Source organism: Pseudomonas gessardii, assembly GCF_001983165.1.
GTDB classification, from domain to species: domain Bacteria; phylum Pseudomonadota; class Gammaproteobacteria; order Pseudomonadales; family Pseudomonadaceae; genus Aquipseudomonas; species Aquipseudomonas gessardii.
The window spans coordinates 302,262-318,819 of the sequence record NZ_MNPU01000001.1 but is presented as its reverse complement, the minus strand read 5'-3'; the positions used below and the strand labels follow the sequence as shown (position 1 = coordinate 318,819).

At 58.3% G+C, this 16,558-nt stretch carries 13 protein-coding genes; 10 read left to right on the top strand and 3 right to left on the bottom strand.

From position 1 onward, the window contains the following. The first annotated feature begins 269 nt into the window (after positions 1-269). The 7 genes from BLL38_RS01325 to BLL38_RS01295 are packed head-to-tail and all read left to right on the top strand — an operon-like array spanning position 270 to position 10,140. The gene (locus BLL38_RS01325; RefSeq protein ID WP_090412700.1) at positions 270-953 is read left to right on the top strand and encodes an HpcH/HpaI aldolase family protein; all 684 of its coding nucleotides are present in this window, start codon (positions 270-272) and stop codon (positions 951-953) included. Positions 954-971: 18 nt separating this feature from the next. Next, entirely contained in the window at positions 972-3,077 is a 2,106-nt protein-coding gene (locus BLL38_RS01320) for a TonB-dependent receptor family protein (RefSeq protein WP_076960956.1), read from the top strand. 23 nt (positions 3,078-3,100) lie between these two features. Then, positions 3,101-4,297: an ATP-grasp domain-containing protein gene (locus tag BLL38_RS01315; protein ID WP_076960955.1), complete on the top strand. Its 1,197-nt coding sequence runs from the start codon at positions 3,101-3,103 to the stop codon at positions 4,295-4,297. Continuing rightward, the gene (locus BLL38_RS01310; protein ID WP_076960954.1) at positions 4,294-6,063 is read left to right on the top strand and encodes an IucA/IucC family protein; all 1,770 of its coding nucleotides are present in this window, start codon (positions 4,294-4,296) and stop codon (positions 6,061-6,063) included. The genes BLL38_RS01315 and BLL38_RS01310 overlap by 4 nt, the downstream gene beginning before the upstream one ends. After that, on the top strand, positions 6,048-7,190 hold the full coding sequence (locus BLL38_RS01305; RefSeq protein ID WP_076960953.1) for an MFS transporter: 1,143 nt from the start codon (positions 6,048-6,050) through the stop codon (positions 7,188-7,190). The genes BLL38_RS01310 and BLL38_RS01305 overlap by 16 nt, the downstream gene beginning before the upstream one ends. Then, the gene (locus tag BLL38_RS01300) at positions 7,187-8,959 is read left to right on the top strand and encodes an IucA/IucC family protein (protein WP_083743020.1); all 1,773 of its coding nucleotides are present in this window, start codon (positions 7,187-7,189) and stop codon (positions 8,957-8,959) included. The genes BLL38_RS01305 and BLL38_RS01300 overlap by 4 nt, the downstream gene beginning before the upstream one ends. Further along, positions 8,956-10,140 carry a type III PLP-dependent enzyme gene (locus BLL38_RS01295; protein WP_076960952.1) on the top strand — a complete coding sequence of 395 codons (1,185 nt, stop codon included), beginning with the start codon at positions 8,956-8,958 and terminating at the stop codon, positions 10,138-10,140. The genes BLL38_RS01300 and BLL38_RS01295 overlap by 4 nt, the downstream gene beginning before the upstream one ends. 62 nt (positions 10,141-10,202) lie before the next feature. Here BLL38_RS01295 and BLL38_RS01290 read toward each other — a convergent pair whose 3' ends face one another. Further along, positions 10,203-10,667: a transketolase gene (locus BLL38_RS01290; RefSeq protein WP_076960951.1), complete on the bottom strand. Its 465-nt coding sequence runs from the start codon at positions 10,665-10,667 to the stop codon at positions 10,203-10,205. A gap of 39 nt (positions 10,668-10,706) precedes the next feature. Next, positions 10,707-11,723, bottom strand: coding sequence for a 1-aminocyclopropane-1-carboxylate deaminase (locus BLL38_RS01285; RefSeq protein ID WP_076960950.1), 1,017 nt, complete (start codon positions 11,721-11,723; stop codon positions 10,707-10,709). Between the two features lie 198 nt (positions 11,724-11,921). Here BLL38_RS01285 and BLL38_RS01280 point away from each other — a divergent pair, with 198 nt between their 5' ends. From BLL38_RS01280 to BLL38_RS01270, 3 genes are all read left to right on the top strand, one after another. Next, on the top strand, positions 11,922-12,407 hold the full coding sequence (locus BLL38_RS01280; protein ID WP_076960949.1) for an Lrp/AsnC family transcriptional regulator: 486 nt from the start codon (positions 11,922-11,924) through the stop codon (positions 12,405-12,407). Between the two features lie 67 nt (positions 12,408-12,474). After that, on the top strand, positions 12,475-12,849 hold the full coding sequence (locus BLL38_RS01275) for a RidA family protein (RefSeq protein ID WP_076960948.1): 375 nt from the start codon (positions 12,475-12,477) through the stop codon (positions 12,847-12,849). A 72-nt stretch (positions 12,850-12,921) separates the two neighbouring features. Continuing rightward, entirely contained in the window at positions 12,922-14,925 is a 2,004-nt protein-coding gene (locus tag BLL38_RS01270; protein ID WP_076960947.1) for a peptidase U32 family protein, read from the top strand. Between the two features lie 73 nt (positions 14,926-14,998). On the opposite strand, the gene BLL38_RS01265 is transcribed toward BLL38_RS01270, so the two are convergent. Further along, entirely contained in the window at positions 14,999-16,498 is a 1,500-nt protein-coding gene (locus tag BLL38_RS01265) for a hypothetical protein (protein ID WP_076960946.1), read from the bottom strand. Between the last annotated feature and the right edge of the window lie 60 nt (positions 16,499-16,558).

Sequence of the window (16,558 nt, the reverse complement as noted above, 5' to 3'; positions counted from 1 at the left end):
AAGGCCGTCTCGCTTTAGCCCTTCAACCCCCAAATTGCATAGGGTGCAGCCAACCCAGCCCCATTCAGCAGGAGCGGTTCTATAGGGTTCGTTATAAATATCACCTAACGGTCACATAAAAATTGTTTACTTACGTTTGGGAATAATTATTATTAGCAACCTCATCCGAGCCGACAGGACCTGTGCCAGTGATACGAACCTCCCAGGTATTTTCCCGATTAAACGAAGGAAAAAGCGTCTACGGAGTACTCAACTCTCTGCCCTCGCCCATGCTCTGCGAGATGCTCGCGTTTGCGGGCTATGACTTCGTCATTCTCGACCTTGAACACTTGCTGCGCTCCGAAGAAGACATCATGCATTGCATCCGCGCATGTGAGGCTGCTGGCATTTCGCCTTGGTTGCGCCTGCCGCAAGTGGACGAAAAACTGATTGGCCGGGCACTGGATGCTGGCATTGAAGCCATTGTTCTTTCACGTATCGAAAGTGCTGCGCAAGTTCAGCGCGCCATCGAAGCGGCCTTCTTCCCCCCCTTGGGAAAACGCGGAATAACCGGTGGGCGTATCACCGGATTCGGCCGCCTGCCTTTACCTGAATACATTGATCTGGCTAATCGCCAGGCCCCAATTATTCCCATGATCGAAAGCCGCGCCGGGGTCGAGGCGCTCAGCGAGATTCTGCAACTGCCAGGGGTCGGCATGATCATGGAAGGAGCACTGGATCTGTCGCTCGATCTCGACCTAGGGCCCGCCCCGCTCCACCCCCAAGTCTGGCAAGCGCTGCAAGGCATGGCCGATGCCTGTCTTGGCGCTGGAATACCGTTTTGCGCCAATCCCCGCACCCCCGAACAAAACGCGCTGTGGCGCGCTCGTGGGGTCCGCAGCTTTCTGGCCGGTGAAGACAGGGGCTTGTTGCATAACGCATTGAAAGCCCGCCTACATTCTCTCCAGCAGTAAAATGAGAAAAATAGTCCAATGAAAACAACAACCTCACTGCACTTTTCCCTCAGCCTTATCACGTTGGGCATTTGTCACAGCGCCATGGCTGCGGATCAACCGGCCGACTTGCCCGCCGCCCCCACGGGCAGCGTGATCCTGGCGCCGATGACGATTCAGGGAGACGTTCTCGGCACGGCCAGCGATCAGGAAGTGCGCACTTATGCCGGCAGCCGTAGCGTTATCGACTCCAGCGCCCTGGAAAAGGCCAGTGCCCGCGGTCTGGACGATGCGCTGCAACGGGTACCGGGCGTCAAGATCTTTGATGAAACCGGCACCGGCGCCTTGCCACAGATCTCGGTACGCGGGCTGTACGAGAGCCGTAGCGGCCGGATTCAAGCCTTGTCGGATGGCATTCCACTGGCACTGGCACCCTACGGCCAGACCGGTTTGTCACTGTTCCCAATGACCATGGCCACCGTCGACCGCATTGATATCGTGCGCGGGGGCGCCGCCGTGCAATATGGTCCAAACAACGTTGGCGGTGTGATCAACTTCATCAGTAAGCCGATTCCCCGCGAGTGGGAAACCACGTTGCAAGAGAAATTGACCCTCAACGCCGGCGGGCGCCAGTTGTGGGATAGCTACATGGGCACCGGCGGCTACCTGACCGACAACTTCGGCCTGCAACTGGACATCAACACCCTGAGTGGCGAATACGGTCGCGAGCACTCTGACACCGATGTGCAGAACTACCGTCTGCGCGGCCAATGGAACATTGATGACGATCGCGACCTGAGCTTCGGTATCCAGCGCTACAAAGCCGATATGGACCTGGCCGGCGCCCTCAGCGTGAAGGATTACAAGCATGACCCCCGGCAATCGACGCGTCCGCTGGACCGCTTCGAGGGCGACACCAATCGCGTCTGGGGTACTTACACCCAGCGTCTGGGCGCCATGGGGCCATTCGATACGGTAGAGTTCAGCTGGACCAACTTCGCCCACGACAGCTACCGCAACTTCGTGGTCGGCCTGCCGTTCACCCCAAACGGTACGGCGGTTACCAAACAAGACGGCCCCCGCAACTTTAAGGTCTGGGGCACGGAGCCACGCATCAGTGCCACCATCGATGGCGACACCGTTGGCCAAACCTGGTTGCTGGGCGCCCGTTATGTCAGCGAAGACATCGATTACAAAGTCAATCGCCAGAACGTTGCCAGCAGCGTGACGACGCCGTTCCGGGACTGGAAGTTCAATGACGATGCCCGTGCGTTCTACCTCAGTAACGCCATCAGCCTGCTCGATCGTCGTCTGACCATCACCCCCGGTGTGCGCTATGAAAATGCTCGTATGGATTACGGCGATGGCATCACCGGGTTCTCGCGCGAGAACAAATCCGAAGAGTGGCTGCCGGGCTTGACGGTCGGTTATCAGGCGACCGACGCCTGGTACGTCTATGCCAATGCCCAGAAGTCCCTGCGCCCACCGCAAGTCACACAGATCGTCAAGGAAGGCGATGTCGCCGCCGAGTTGGCGTGGAACTACGAGACCGGAGTGCGCTATACGCCGTGGGACGGCATGCGCGTCGACTTCAATCTGTATCGCATCGATTTCGATGACCAGATCGCCTACAACGCCACGACCGACCGCTTCAACAACCTTGGAAGTACACGTCACCAGGGATTTGAAACCGAGATTTTCTGGACGCCAGAAGCCCTGCCCGATCTGGACCTGCATGCCAGCTATGCCTACCTCGATGCCAAGCAACGCAATGGCACCTACAGTGACAACGAAGTCCCGTACTCCTCGCGCAATCAGTTCACGGTTGACGGCCGTTACCGTTTTGCCGAGCACTGGACTTACAACCTTGACGGCCTGTACGTCAGCAGCGCTTACACCGATGCAGCCAACTCGCGCAATGAAGATGCCACTGCCAGTGTAGGCAAACTGCCAGCCTACTGGGTCTGGAACACCGCCATTGCCCGTGAGTTCAAACTGGGCAACAAGAGCGTCCTGACCGCGTCTGCCGGCGTCAGCAACCTGTTCAACCGCGAATACTATTTCCGCGGCATCGATACCAGTCCATGGGGGCGTCAGCCCGCGCCAGAACGCTCGCTTACTTTAGGCGTCAACTATCGCTTCTAAACGTCGATCCCAGGAAAACTGTTATGCAACGGCCATTTGTCATTCTTGCCCATGTCGCCCACCCTGCCATTCTCGAGGGTTTCCTGCCGGCCGCGCACAAACGCGGGTTGCCGATCGTGATCATTACTGACCATGCTCAGGAACACCGATGCCTGCTCGCCACGTCACCGATCGCAGCACAAGTGCACGTTATCGAATGTGATGTGTTCAACCCGCTGGCGGTCATCGAGACGCTCAACAGTCAGGGCTTGCAACCGGTTGCCGTGTTTTCCAACAGCGATCACCTGCAGACCGCCACAGCGATAGTGGCCGAGGCATTCGAGTGCCCTGGCAAGGACTGGCGCTTATGCTATGCGGCCAAGAACAAAGCGGTCATGCGCGAGCGCATGCAACGTCTGGGCTTGCCTGGCCCTTGGTTTCAGGTGCTCACACCGCACGCCAAACTGCCGAGCGATGCGCCTTGGCCAGTAGTTGCCAAGCCTCGTGAAGGGGTTGCCAGCCTGGATGTCCGGTTGTGTCACAACGCCGCCGAACTGAGCCTTTACTGCGAGCAGTTCTGGCAACAACAACCGGGCCGGGCACTGTTGCTGGAAGCGTACATGGAAGGCCCCCTGTTCACCCTCGAAACCCTGGGTGACAGGCACAGCCTGCACGTGATTGGCGGCTTTGACGTCACCCTCTCGCCACCGCCGCATTTCGTAGAACTTGCCGCTCGTTGGGATGGGCCACTGAGCCGCGCCCAACGTACCGCCGCGCTGGCTCAGGTCGCCGCGTTCGGGGTCGGTTTTGGTGTGTGCCACAGCGAATTCATTCTGACCGCCCAAGGCCCGGTGCTGGTTGAAATCAACTACCGCAGCATCGGCGATGGTCGCGAGTTCCTGCTGGATCGGCTGCTGCCACAGGGCTGGTTCGAGCGCATTGTCGCGCTGCACCTGGGAGGCGAGCTGGCCGACCCACAGCCGGCCCAGGCCGCAGCAACCGTTCACTACCTGGTAGCCGACCGTTCGGGGCGCCTGGGTCAGGCCAGCGCCAGCTTCAACATCGAGGGTGAGGGCCATTGGTGCGATTATCGTGCACTGCACACTACCGGCGACACCATCACCCTCAGCCACTCCAACAAGGACTACATTGGCGTACTGAGACTGATCGCACCCAATGACGTGGGTCTCGAAGCGCAGTTGAATGCAACCCTGCACGACCTGAAGTGGGTGGTGGTATGAGCCTGCAGGACCAGGCGTTCATGACTCGACGCATCATCGATTGCTGCCTGCGCGAAGATATCCGCGGGATTGTCAGCCAAGGGCAGATTTGTCCGCTTGCGCCAGACCTGAGACAACACGTGCCGCAGCAACCCGATACCCACTGGTTGCGAATCGCCCATCTGGGCGGCGACGAACTCTGGTTGCCGGTGGCCAAGGCGTATCCGCTACAGGACTGGATCGGTACGGGCGAGGCCTGGATCAAGGTGTCGCCGCAGCGTCACATCGAGGTGCAACACGGCTACCGGCTCTGGCTGGGCCACCTGAGCCACGGCCTGGATGACGATAGCCTGAACCTGTTCGCGGCGTATCGGCAAGAAGCCGATTGCGCGGCTGAACACCGAGCCCTGTGCAACCAGGCGTTTCACCAGCATGCGCCGATGCTGAGCGCCGCGATTGATTTGCAGGACTGGTCGCAGAGGCTGCTGAAGATCGATCAATTGGCCAGTTACCTGGATCACCCGTTTTATCCAACGGCACGGGCCAAAAGCGGCTTTGATGCCGCCGCACTCAAAGGCTACGCGCCAGAGTTTGCGCCGCGCTTTGAACTCAACTGGCTGGCGATTCCCAGCCATGCGCTGACCCTGACCGGCTCACAGCCGCCGCACTGGCCGGATTTCGCGGCGGTCGGCTTGCCATCGAGCTTGAAAAACAGCCATTTATTACTGCCAGTACACCCGTTGACCTGGGGCGAACTGGAGCAATTCGGCCTGCCTGAAGGCACATTCAAGGCGCCACGTACTGCCATGCAGGTCGAGCCTACGCTGTCCGTGCGCACAGTGGTCTGCGTCCATCAACCTCAGTGGCACATCAAATTGCCGTTGCTGGTCAGCACGCTCGGCGCGCGTAATCTGCGCCTGATAAAACCCAGCACCCTCTACGACGGCCACTGGTTCCAGACCACCCTGATGACCTTAGCCCAGCGCGATCCCGCCCTGGCCTCACGTTATCTGCATGTCGATGAAAAACACGGTGGCCATGCCGCCGAAAGTCGCCATCTGGCCTATATCGTGCGCCGTTACCCGACGGGGCTGGAGAACACCACCCTGGTCCCTGTCGCCGCACTGGCCAGCCCGCTTGCCGACGGGCGCCTGTTTCTCGAACAACTGGTCGAGCGCTTCCATGGCGGTTCGCTGCAACACTGGCTGGAGGAATATCTCGATCTGTTGCTACAGGTCCATTTGCGACTGTGGCTGCAGTACGGCATCGCACTAGAAGCCAACCAGCAGAACGCCGTCTTGATGTTCGAGCAAGGTCAGCCATTACGCCTGCTGATGAAGGACAACGACGCCGCTCGCCTGTGGCCGCAGCGTTTTTCGACGGCGTGCCCGGATCTTGCTGACCTACCGGCAGCCTTGCAGGACGAGCGTATTCGCGTCGACAGCAGCCAGCCCCTGGCCGAGATGTTCTGCACCATTACCTTGCAGTTGAACATCATTGCGATCCTGGAAGCGATAGCCGCTGCGGGCCTGGCCTCCCGGTCCAGCCTGTACGGCACGCTGCGTCAGCGTCTCATGGGATGCCTGCAACAACTCCAAGCGCAAGGCATCGATTGTCACGATGCACACCTCTGGCTGCTCGAGCGCCCGAAATTGCCGGTCAAATACTTGCTCAGCGCCGGCAGCCTGTTCAGCAAGGCGCATTCCGGGGCCAGCGACATCAATAAGTTCTATGGCTACAGCGCAGCCAACTTCCTGCTGGAGGGGCCGGCATGCAACGGCGCCTGATCACCAGCGTCTTGCTGGGGCATTACCTGTCGGCCTTTACGGCACTGGGGATTCCGTTGTACCTGCCGCGCATCCTCACCGACCTTGCACCTGGTACACCCGGCTGGGCCATCGGTGTGCTGTTCGTGCTGCCGACCCTCTGCACCGCGCTGGCGGCGCCGATGTGGGGGCGCTGGGCCGATCGCAACGGTTGTCGCCTGTCGTTGCTGCGTGCGCATGCCGGACTGTTTGCGGGTTTTCTGCTGGCCGGCTTCAGCCCTAATTTGACGGTATTTGTCCTGGCGTTGATCATCCAGGGCACCTTTGGCGGTGCAATGGCGGCGTCCAACGCCTACCTGTCGACCCAGTTCAAGGGTGGCGATTTGTCTCGCGCCCTGAACTGGACACAGTATTCAGCACGCCTGGCGATGATCAGTGGCCCGATCCTGTTGGGGCTGTTGACCGCGCAGGGTCTGGGATTAGGCCTGTATCGCTACCTGGCCTGGTTACCCCTGCTGGCTTTCGTACTCATCCTGCCGCTGCCCAAGGACGCCCCCAGACACGCCTTGGCTAACAAAAAAGCAGACCCTTTGGGCGAGCTACCGCAAGACATGCCGCGATTACTGGCCGTGCAATTTCTGTTCAGTTTCGCGATGGTCGTTACCTTCCCTTACTTCGTGCCCTTCGGCGAGCAACTGAACATTGGCAACGATGCCTTGATCGGCATGCTCTACAGCCTGCCGCACCTGGTTTACCTGCTGGCCCTGCCCTGGGTTCAGAAACATCGGGGCAACCTGCTGTTGCCGGGGCTGGCGTTGCTGGCCATCAGTAACGCCCTGCAATTCTGGAGCGTGCAGGCAGAGCCGTTGTTCGCCCTGCGTCTGCTCAACGGCGCCGGCATGCTGCTCAGTTTTGTCGGGCTGCACCGCTGCCTGAGCCAGCGCAGCCAAAAAGGCAGCGCCGGTCGCCTGTTTGGCTGGTTCGACTCCAGCGGCAAATGGGCCGGCACCGCGGCCGGGATCACTGCGGCGCTGGTCAGTCAGGCCTGCGGCATCGCCTCCCCCTTTCTCGTTGCATGCCTGGCGGCCATAACCGCCATGGTACTTGCCCGTCCGCTCTTGATCGCCTCCCGGGAGATTCCAGCATGACGCTTGCTCTGAATACCACCTCACTGAACACTGTCTCCCTGCATGACCATGTACTCGATGGTGAAGCCGAACGACATGCCATCGAATGCCTGCTCAATTGCTATTTGCGCGAATACGCCTTGCCGCGCAACGAAGCGAACCTGAACTATCAGGCACAGGATCTGCCGATGAGCCTGCGCCAGGCCAACGCTCGCTGCATCAGTATTCGCCTGCCCAGCGGCCGGCTGATCGTACGCATCGACCGCTGCAGCCTACTGGGCCGTTGCCATTACCTCAGCGGCCCTTATTTCAAAGGCAACCACCAGAGCTGGCGACCGCTGAGTGCCGCCGAACTGGCCCGCCTGCTCTGCACCCCACTGAGTGGCGCCGAGCGCGTTGGCGAGCTGCTGCAACAGATCGCTAACAGCTTGCAGATCACCCGCACCTTTTTGCGCCACTCACGCCCAACCGAAGCCACCGACAGCCTGCTGGCCTCCGAACAACACCAGCTGTGGGGCCACGCTCTGCATCCGACGCCAAAAAGTCGCGAGGGCATTTCCCATGATGATTTGCTGGCCTGCTCGCCGGAAGTCGGAGCCCGCTTTCAATTGCACTGGTTCAAGGTCGCCCCGAGGCTGATTCGTCATCAGGGCGAGGACCCGCGCAGCACGCTGCAGCAACTGTCGGGGCGCGACGATGCCTATCCGTGCCACCCCTGGGAAGTCGCCCGCGTGCTGGCCGACCCGCTGGTACAGCGTGCGCAACAACAGGGTTTGATCGAATACCTCGGCCCCCTGGGGCAGGCCATGTACCCGACGTCATCGGTACGCACGCTCTACCATCCGCAAATGGCCTATTTCATGAAGTTCTCGATGCACGTGCGCCTGACCAACTGCGTGCGCAAGAACGCCTGGTATGAACTGGACAGCGCCGTCGCCCTCACCCGCCTGCTCCGCCCGGTCATGGACGCGCTGGCGACGCAACAACCCGGCTTCAGGCTGATGCCCGAGCCCAGCGCCACCAGCCTGGACCTCAGTGCTCTGGGTACGCTGGAGCAGGCCCGAGAAGTCACCGAGTGCTTCGGTATCGTTTACCGGGAAAACCTTCCCCACGCTGACCGCCAGCGATATCAACCGCAAGTGGCCATGGCGCTGTTTACCTGGGATCGGCAAGGTCGCAGTATTTGCCGCCCACAGCTGCAGCGCTATGCCGACAACACCGGCTTGAGCATTGAGCAAGCCACGCTGGACTGGCTGCAAGCCTATGCCGGCCTGATGCTCGGCGGCGTGCTGTATTGCCTGTTCCGTCAGGGCGTGGCGCTGGAGCCGCACTTGCAGAACACCGTCATCGGTTTCGCTGAAAACGGGCTACCCAGCCAGGTCTGGATTCGCGATCTGGAAGGCACCAAGCTGGTGCCTGAAATCTGGCCCACCGAACGACTGAGCGCACTGGATGAGCGTACCCGCAGTTCTGTGTACTACAGCGCGCAAAAGGCCTGGCAACGAGTGGGCTACTGCGCACTGGTGAACAATCTCGGCGAAGCGATCTTCCATCTGGCCAATGGCAGCGGCTCGCTGGAGCAGCAGCTGTGGGCGCAGGTCGGCGACCTGCTGCACGTACAATCCGCACGCCTGGACCACCCGACAGAACTGCGTGAGCTATGCGCCGGCGCACCTTTCCCCAGCAAGGAAAACTTCATGACCCGCCTGATGATGCGTGCCGACCGCGAAGCGGGTTACACCTGGTTACCCAGCCCGCTGGCGATGCTTGAAAAGAGGAAACGCGCATGAGCCTTCCTGTTGCCGTTACCCAACGCATCCAGCAGCTCAGGGCTGAGCACGACGCGCCTTTATGCGCCTATGTCTACGACCTGCCGGCCCTTGAACGTCACATAAAGGCGATGCGCCAGGTATTGCCGGAAAACTGCGAATTGTTCTACGCAGCCAAGGCCAACCCGGAAGCCCAGGTGCTGAAAACCCTCGCGCCGTGGGTGGACGGCTTCGAGGCGGCCTCCGGTGGCGAACTGACGTGGCTGCATGAACAGTGCCCCGACCAGCCGCTGATCTTTGGCGGCCCTGGCAAACTCGATCACGAACTGGATATCGCCCTGCAATACCGGACCTCAGCCTTTCATGTCGAGAGCGTGACCGAACTGCGCAGCCTGGCACGCATCGCCCGCGAACGCGGTACGCAGGCTCCGGTCATGCTGCGGCTGAACCTGAAGCTGGCCCAGGCCCCGCAAAGCCGCTTGGTCATGGGCGGCAAACCCACACCGTTCGGCCTGGATGAGGACGGTCTGGCAAGCGCCCTGCAGTTGTTGCGCGAAGAACCGTCTCTGGCACTCAAGGGCCTGCACTTTCATCTGCTGTCGCACCAGTTGGATGTCGACGCCCATCTTGAATTGATCCGCAGCTACTTCTTGACCTTCCGCCAACTGTGCGCAGATCACAACCTGCAACTGCCGCTCTTGAATGTCGGCGGAGGAATGGGCATCAATTATCAGGACGCAACGCAGTCCTTCGACTGGCCACGCTTCTGTCAGGGCTTGCAGACGCTGATCAATCAGTACGACATGGGGGCGACCCGCGTACGTTTCGAGATTGGCCGCTTCGTCAGCGCCGCCTGTGGCTACTACGTGATGCAGGTGCTAGACATCAAAAGCAGCCACGGCGAACTTTTTGCCATCGGCCGCGGCGGCACTCACCACTTTCGCACACCTGCGGCTCAAGGCCATGACCATCCATTCACGGTACTGCGGGGGCCTCGGCCGGCCCAGATCAGCAATCAAACCATCACCCTGGTGGGGCAACTGTGCACGCCAAAAGACGTTCTTGCCAGGCAGCAGCCGGTGGCACAACTGGCGATTGGCGACTTGTTGGTGTTCACCCTCGCGGGAGCCTATGCCTGGAACATCTCGCACCAGAACTTTCTGATGCACGAACCGCCGTTGAAAGTCTTTATCGAGGGCTGATGGTTTGTCAGCCCCCGAACTTTCGCCCCTTCCCCGTTAAACTACCGCTGCGAGGACATCAGTCAAATGACCCCACGTGCCTGCAGCACGCTTTTCGCCAGACACCGGGTCGCCGATAACACCGCCTCCACTTGTCGATCCATCTGCACAGTTGAGGAAGCGATTGCTCCAAGTTCGACAACGCGCAACGGGTGACCGCAGACGGATCCCAGCCAAGTCATACCGGGGTCCGTGCCCATTTCGACATCCAGTAAAAAGCTTCCGTGGGAGACCGAGCGCAACAGTTGGCTGGCATGGCACACGTAGCCCCCAGCAGAGGGCTGCGGGCTGGACCCGTCCCGCAACCAGTCGGCCCTCAACGCCGCGGCTTGCTTGACGGCCAAATAAGCTACCTGGTCCCACTCATCGATAGCCACGTGCAGCCTGTCGATCATGTATTGGGGCAATGTGGCGCTGGTCACGATCACCACTGCGACATCCGCCGAAGGCGCCTTGATCCAGACTGCAAATTGCGTGATCCCATGCATGGCGATACTCCCGGCGGTTTGGTAGGAGCAGCTTGGTCATCAGCCGTTGCGAAACAGGAAGCTGTAGGCATTCAGCGCAGGCGCCCCGCCCAAGTGCGCATAAAGCACCTTCGAGCCTTCGGGGAACTCACCCTGGCGGACCATTTCAATCATCCCGTGCATAGACTTCCCTTCGTACACCGGATCAGTCAGCACGCCTTCCAGGCTCCCGCACAGACGAATGGCTTCCAGCGTGCCTTCGTTGGGCAACCCGTACTCCGGGTAGGCGAAGCGTGTATCGAGCACGACGTCGTCTTCGGTGATCTCACGCCCCAGTTCCACCAGCTCGGCGGTGTGCCGGGCGATACGCAGGATCTGTGCCTTGGTTTTCTCTGGCTTGGCCGAGGCATCAATACCGATAACGTTCTTCGAGCGGCCGTCTGCGGCGAAACCGACGATCATGCCGGCCTGGGTACTGCCGGTCACGGAGCAGACCACGATGTAGTCGAACGTGAACCCCAGTTGTTTTTCCTGCTCGCGCACTTCCTCGGCAAAGCCGACGAACCCAAGGCCGCCGTAGGGGTGTTCGGAACAACCCGCCGGTATCGGGAATGGCTTGCCACCCCGCTCCAGCACATCGTTCATGGCCTTCTCCCAACTGGGCCGAATACCGATGTCGAACCCGGCGGCGTCCAGTCGGACGTCCGCCCCCATGATGCGGGACATCTCGATATTGCCGACCCGGTCATACACGGCATCGCTGTAGTTCACCCAGTTTTCCTGCACCAACACACACTTCATGCCCAGGTGAGCGGCAACGGCGGCCACTTGGCGGGTCTGGTTCGACTGGATGCCGCCGATGGAAACCAGGGTATCGCAGCCCTGCTCGATCGCTTCGGGAATCAAATATTCGAGCTTGCGCGTTTTGTTTCCGCCGAAGGCCAGGCCACTGTTGCAGTCTTCACGCTTGGCATACAGCTCGACCTTGCCCCCCAGGTGTTGACTGAGGCGCTTCAAAGGCGTGATGGGCGAAGGACCGAAGGTCAACGGATAACGTTCAAAACGATTCAAGTTCATGACTCTGCTCCTTGATTATTGGATATCCAAGCGCCAGGCCGAACGGCAAAGGTTGTATTCCAGGTTCTTTCAGGCAGGCTTCGATGAGTTCAATAGTAAGAAGATTTCTAAAAACATGTGTTGCAATCTTTTATTATTTAAAGAAACATAATTTCTTATTATAAAAATCAAACCTACTTTAATTGCGAATTAATCACCATGGACGCAATAAAAGCTTCAACGCCACAGCCACTGGATCGAACCGACCGCGCTATTCTCAAGGCTCTGCAGCGAGATGCCTCCATCTCCAACGTGGCGCTGGCAGAGAAGGTGAAATTGAGTGCGCCGGCTTGCCTCAGGCGCGTCGAACGGCTCAAGCAAGCCGGCCTGATCAAGGGCATCGTCGCACTGCTGGACACTGTAGCGCTGGATGCGGGGATGGTGGTCTTGATCGGCGTGGTGCTGGATCGCTCTACACCGCAATCTTTCGCGGCATTCGAGGCGGCCGCACAAAAAGTGTCCGGCTGCATGGAGTGCCATGTGGTGACCGGGGAGTTCGACTACTTCATGTTGTTGCGCACCAAGGACAGTAACAGTTTCAACCGGCTCCACGCGGAGCAACTGCTTTACCTGCCTGGGGTGCGCCAGATCCGATCGTTCATGGGGCTGCGCCAGGTCTTGTCGACCACCCACATTCCTCTTTGACGCTCCAACACAGGTTACGCCCGGTTAAACTGCCGGCCTGATCCACTTTTTGCATAAGAGAACCGCCATGTCCCACCTCGACTACACCCCCGACCTCGACCCCGATTCCATCTCCTCTGACGTTATCGGTTTCAACGGCATCCTGGTCTCCACACAGATCCCGGTGCGCGCTGATGGCAGCCTGGAACTGGGCGATATCACCGCGCAAAGCGAATGCACCCTGCAAGCCCTGAAGGTGGCCCTTGAGCGTGCCGGCAGCACCATGGACCGGGTCATGCACCTGACGATCTACCTCACCGACATGGCCGACCGCGCCGCGTTCAACGAGGTGTACAAGCGTTTCTTCGCCAAACCCTGGCCGGTCCGCGCGGCGGTTGGCGTGGCGGCGCTGGCGGTCGAAGGCATGCGGGTTGAAGTCACGGCGATGGCGGCCCAGGGATAAGTCCGGCGCACTATCAGACAAATCGCAGCTACAATGCGCACCTCAACCGTGACAAGCCTGACTAAAAAAACTATGTCCTTGCCCAAACATCATCTGGAATTGCTCAGCCCTGCCCGCGATGTCGCCATCGCACGCGCGGCTATCCTGCACGGCGCCGACGCCGTGTACATCGGTGGCCCGAGCTTCGGTGCGCGCCACAACGCCTGCAACGACGTGAGCGAGATCGCCCAACTGGTGGAATTCGCCCGTCGTTACCACGCCCGCGTGTTCACCACCCTCAACACCATCCTGCATGACGATGAACTGGAACCGGCGCGCAAGCTGATTCACCAGTTGTACGATGCCGGCGTAGATGCGCTGATCGTCCAGGACCTGGGGGTGATGGAGCTGGATATCCCGCCCATCGAGCTGCATGCCAGCACCCAGACCGACATCCGCACCCTGAACCGGGCCAAGTTCCTCGACCAGGCCGGCTTCTCCCAACTGGTGCTGGCCCGCGAGCTGAACCTTCAGGAAATCCGCGCGATTGCCGATGAGACCGATGCCGCCATCGAGTTCTTCATCCACGGCGCGTTGTGCGTGGCGTTTTCCGGGCAGTGCAATATTTCCCACGCGCAAAATGGCCGCAGTGCCAACCGTGGCGATTGCTCCCAGGCCTGCCGCCTGCCCTACACCCTCAAGGATGACCAGGGCCGCGTGGTGGCCTTTGAAAAACACCTGTTGTCGATGAAAGACAACAACCAGAGCGCCAACCTGCGCGCCTTGGTGGACGCGGGCGTGCGCTCGTTCAAGATCGAGGGCCGCTACAAGGACATGGGCTATGTGAAGAACATCACTGCCTATTACCGCCAGCGCCTGGACGAGATCCTCGAAGACCGCCCGGACCTGGCCCGCGCCTCCAGCGGGCGTACCGCGCATTTCTTCCTGCCGGACCCAGAAAAGACCTTCCACCGCGGCAGCACCGACTACTTCGTCAGTGACCGCAAGATCGATATCGGCGCCTTCGACACCCCGACCTTTACCGGCCTGCCGGTAGGCGTGGTGGAAAAAGCCGGCAAGCGCGACTTGCAAGTGATCACCCACGAGCCGCTGTCCAACGGTGACGGCCTCAACGTGCTGATCAAGCGTGAAGTCGTGGGGTTTCGCGCCAATATCGCCGAGCCCAAGGGTGAGTTTGAAGAGGACGGCGAAAAGCGCTATCGCTACCGGGTCGAGCCCAACGAAATGCCGGCGGGCCTGCACCCGCTACGGCCCAATCACCCGCTCAACCGCAACCTGGACCATAACTGGCAGCAAGCATTGCTCAAGACCTCGGCCGAGCGCCGGGTTGGCGTGTCCTGGCAGGCCAGCCTGCGCGAAGACCAGCTGCAACTGACCGCCACCAGTGAAGAAGGCGTGAGCGCCAGCACCACCCTGCCCGGCCCGTTCGGCGTGGCCAAAAAGCCGGAACAGGCACTGGACACCCTGCGAGACCTGCTTGGCCAACTGGGCACTACCCAGTATCACGCCACGGCGATCGAGCTGGATGCGCCGCAGGCGTACTTTATCCCCAACTCGCAACTCAAGGCCTTGCGCCGTGATGTGATCGAGGCGCTGACGGTGGCCCGTGTCGAGGCCCACCCCCGGGGTGGCCGCAAAGCCGAAACTTCGCCGCCGCCGGTGTACCCGGAATCGCACCTGTCGTTCCTGGCCAACGTCTACAACCAGAAGGCCCGCGACTTCTACCATCGCCATGGTGTGAAGTTGATCGACGCGGCCTACGAGGCCCACGAAGAAACCGGTGAAGTGCCGGTGATGATCACCAAGCACTGCCTGCGTTTCTCCTTCAACCTGTGCCCCAAGCAGGCCAAGGGCGTGACCGGCGTGCGCACCAAGGTCGCGCCGATGCAACTGATTCACGGCGATGAAGTACTGACCCTGAAATTCGACTGCAAGCCGTGCGAAATGCATGTGGTGGGCAAGATCAAGGGGCATATCCTCGACCTGCCGTTGCCGGGCAGCGGTGTGCAGCAGCAGGTTGTGGGGCATATCAGCCCGGCGGACTTGCTCAAGACCATTCCCCGCGCGCCGCACTAAGGCCTTGACGATAGAGCGCGGAGATACTTGCCGCGCTCTTCGGTGAGTAATCATCAATATCGCTATAGCCATATCAACGCCTGATCATGCGTTTTAATGCAACAATCACCTGCCAAATCAAAACCGCGAAAACCACATAAAATATCAGGCTAATAAACTCCATTCCTGTTCGCAAAAACTGTTTGAACGGAATCACGCTAGAAGCGATTTCATTCAAAACCTCTGTAAATGCAGCAATAAATTCGTTAGCTGGCGGGTATATCTTATAAAGCATATTGCTTTGCTGGCCTTTACACAGGGCATAGAACGATAATGCAAAAACAAAAATCCACATTACCGGCAACAAATAGCTTTGCCCAAAATCGGAGGCCCGATGATTTATGGCATAAATCAATCTATCTGCCGTAAACCGACTGCGTAAAAATTCATGCTTACGACGCTTCATTTCCAATGCAAAGAATTTATTTGCTTCAATGTGTGCCCCATGACTGTCCAAGGCATGTTTTATCATCCTGAAAGTCTCTCTTGGAGTCTCCGCAAAGCTAACAAAAACGCGATGAAAATTCGGCTGCTCAATTGTATTTATTTTTTCAAGGTCCAGTCCTTCGTTAAACCTTGCACCTCTAAAGCTCGCAAACTCCAAAAAAGTCACATAAATGAAACACGCCAATCCAATGCCTATTTCAGGCGTTATGCTGCGCCGCCGAGGACCAGGCAACACACCGAAATGACACTCTTCAAAACCGACAAACGTATCAAATATACTTTTCCTTAATGTAAACCTACGAATGGACGAAGCATAAAAATCAGAGATTTTCTTAAAATTGCAGTTATCAAATATTAGTCGATCTACAGAATTCTGTTTAAATTCAAACTTTCCTTGAAATACACATGACGTCAAGTACGCGTACGCCATTTTTTGACTATTTATATAAAAACCATTCTGAAAAATGCAGTTTTCGACCTTTAGCCTGGAAAGACTTGATGGGTATCTAGGGTCACCATCAACAAAGTAGCCTTGCAGCTCAGCGTTCTCAAACCTCACCCTCCCGAAGAACTTACAATCTGAAAAAAGCGAATGCCGGATGATCAGCCTTTCCTTCCTTTCATCACTACCACAGCTGACATTCCCACGAAAAACACATCTTTGATAAAGACAATCGTCATAGGCCTTATCCTTTCTCAAATTCATATCCAATACATCATAATTGCTAATAAATTCGCAATCAAAAAAGGATACCTTGGGTTTTTTTAACTCAATGCGCCCAACCAGAAATGAGCATTGGGTAAAGCGTAAACGCCCTACACACTCAAGGATAGAGAATATTTTTTCGCCCTCCTCACCCGGAGGAAAGACAATGTAAAACAGATGAAGCTCTTTTTTGCTCAATAGACGCAACACTTCAATACTGGCTTTTACTTTTCCTCGTACATCCAGTGCGAGCGAGTCAGGCTCCAGATTAAAAAAATCTTCAATATATAAAAGCAGCAGCTTGGCAAAATCATTATGCCGAGAGAACTCGGTATTTTTTACCTCAGATAAAACCCTTTCAGAATCAAAAAGATGATACATAATTCAACATCCTGTAACGTTCAAAATAACGCTCCATATTTCAAGTTTAAAAAGGTGCTC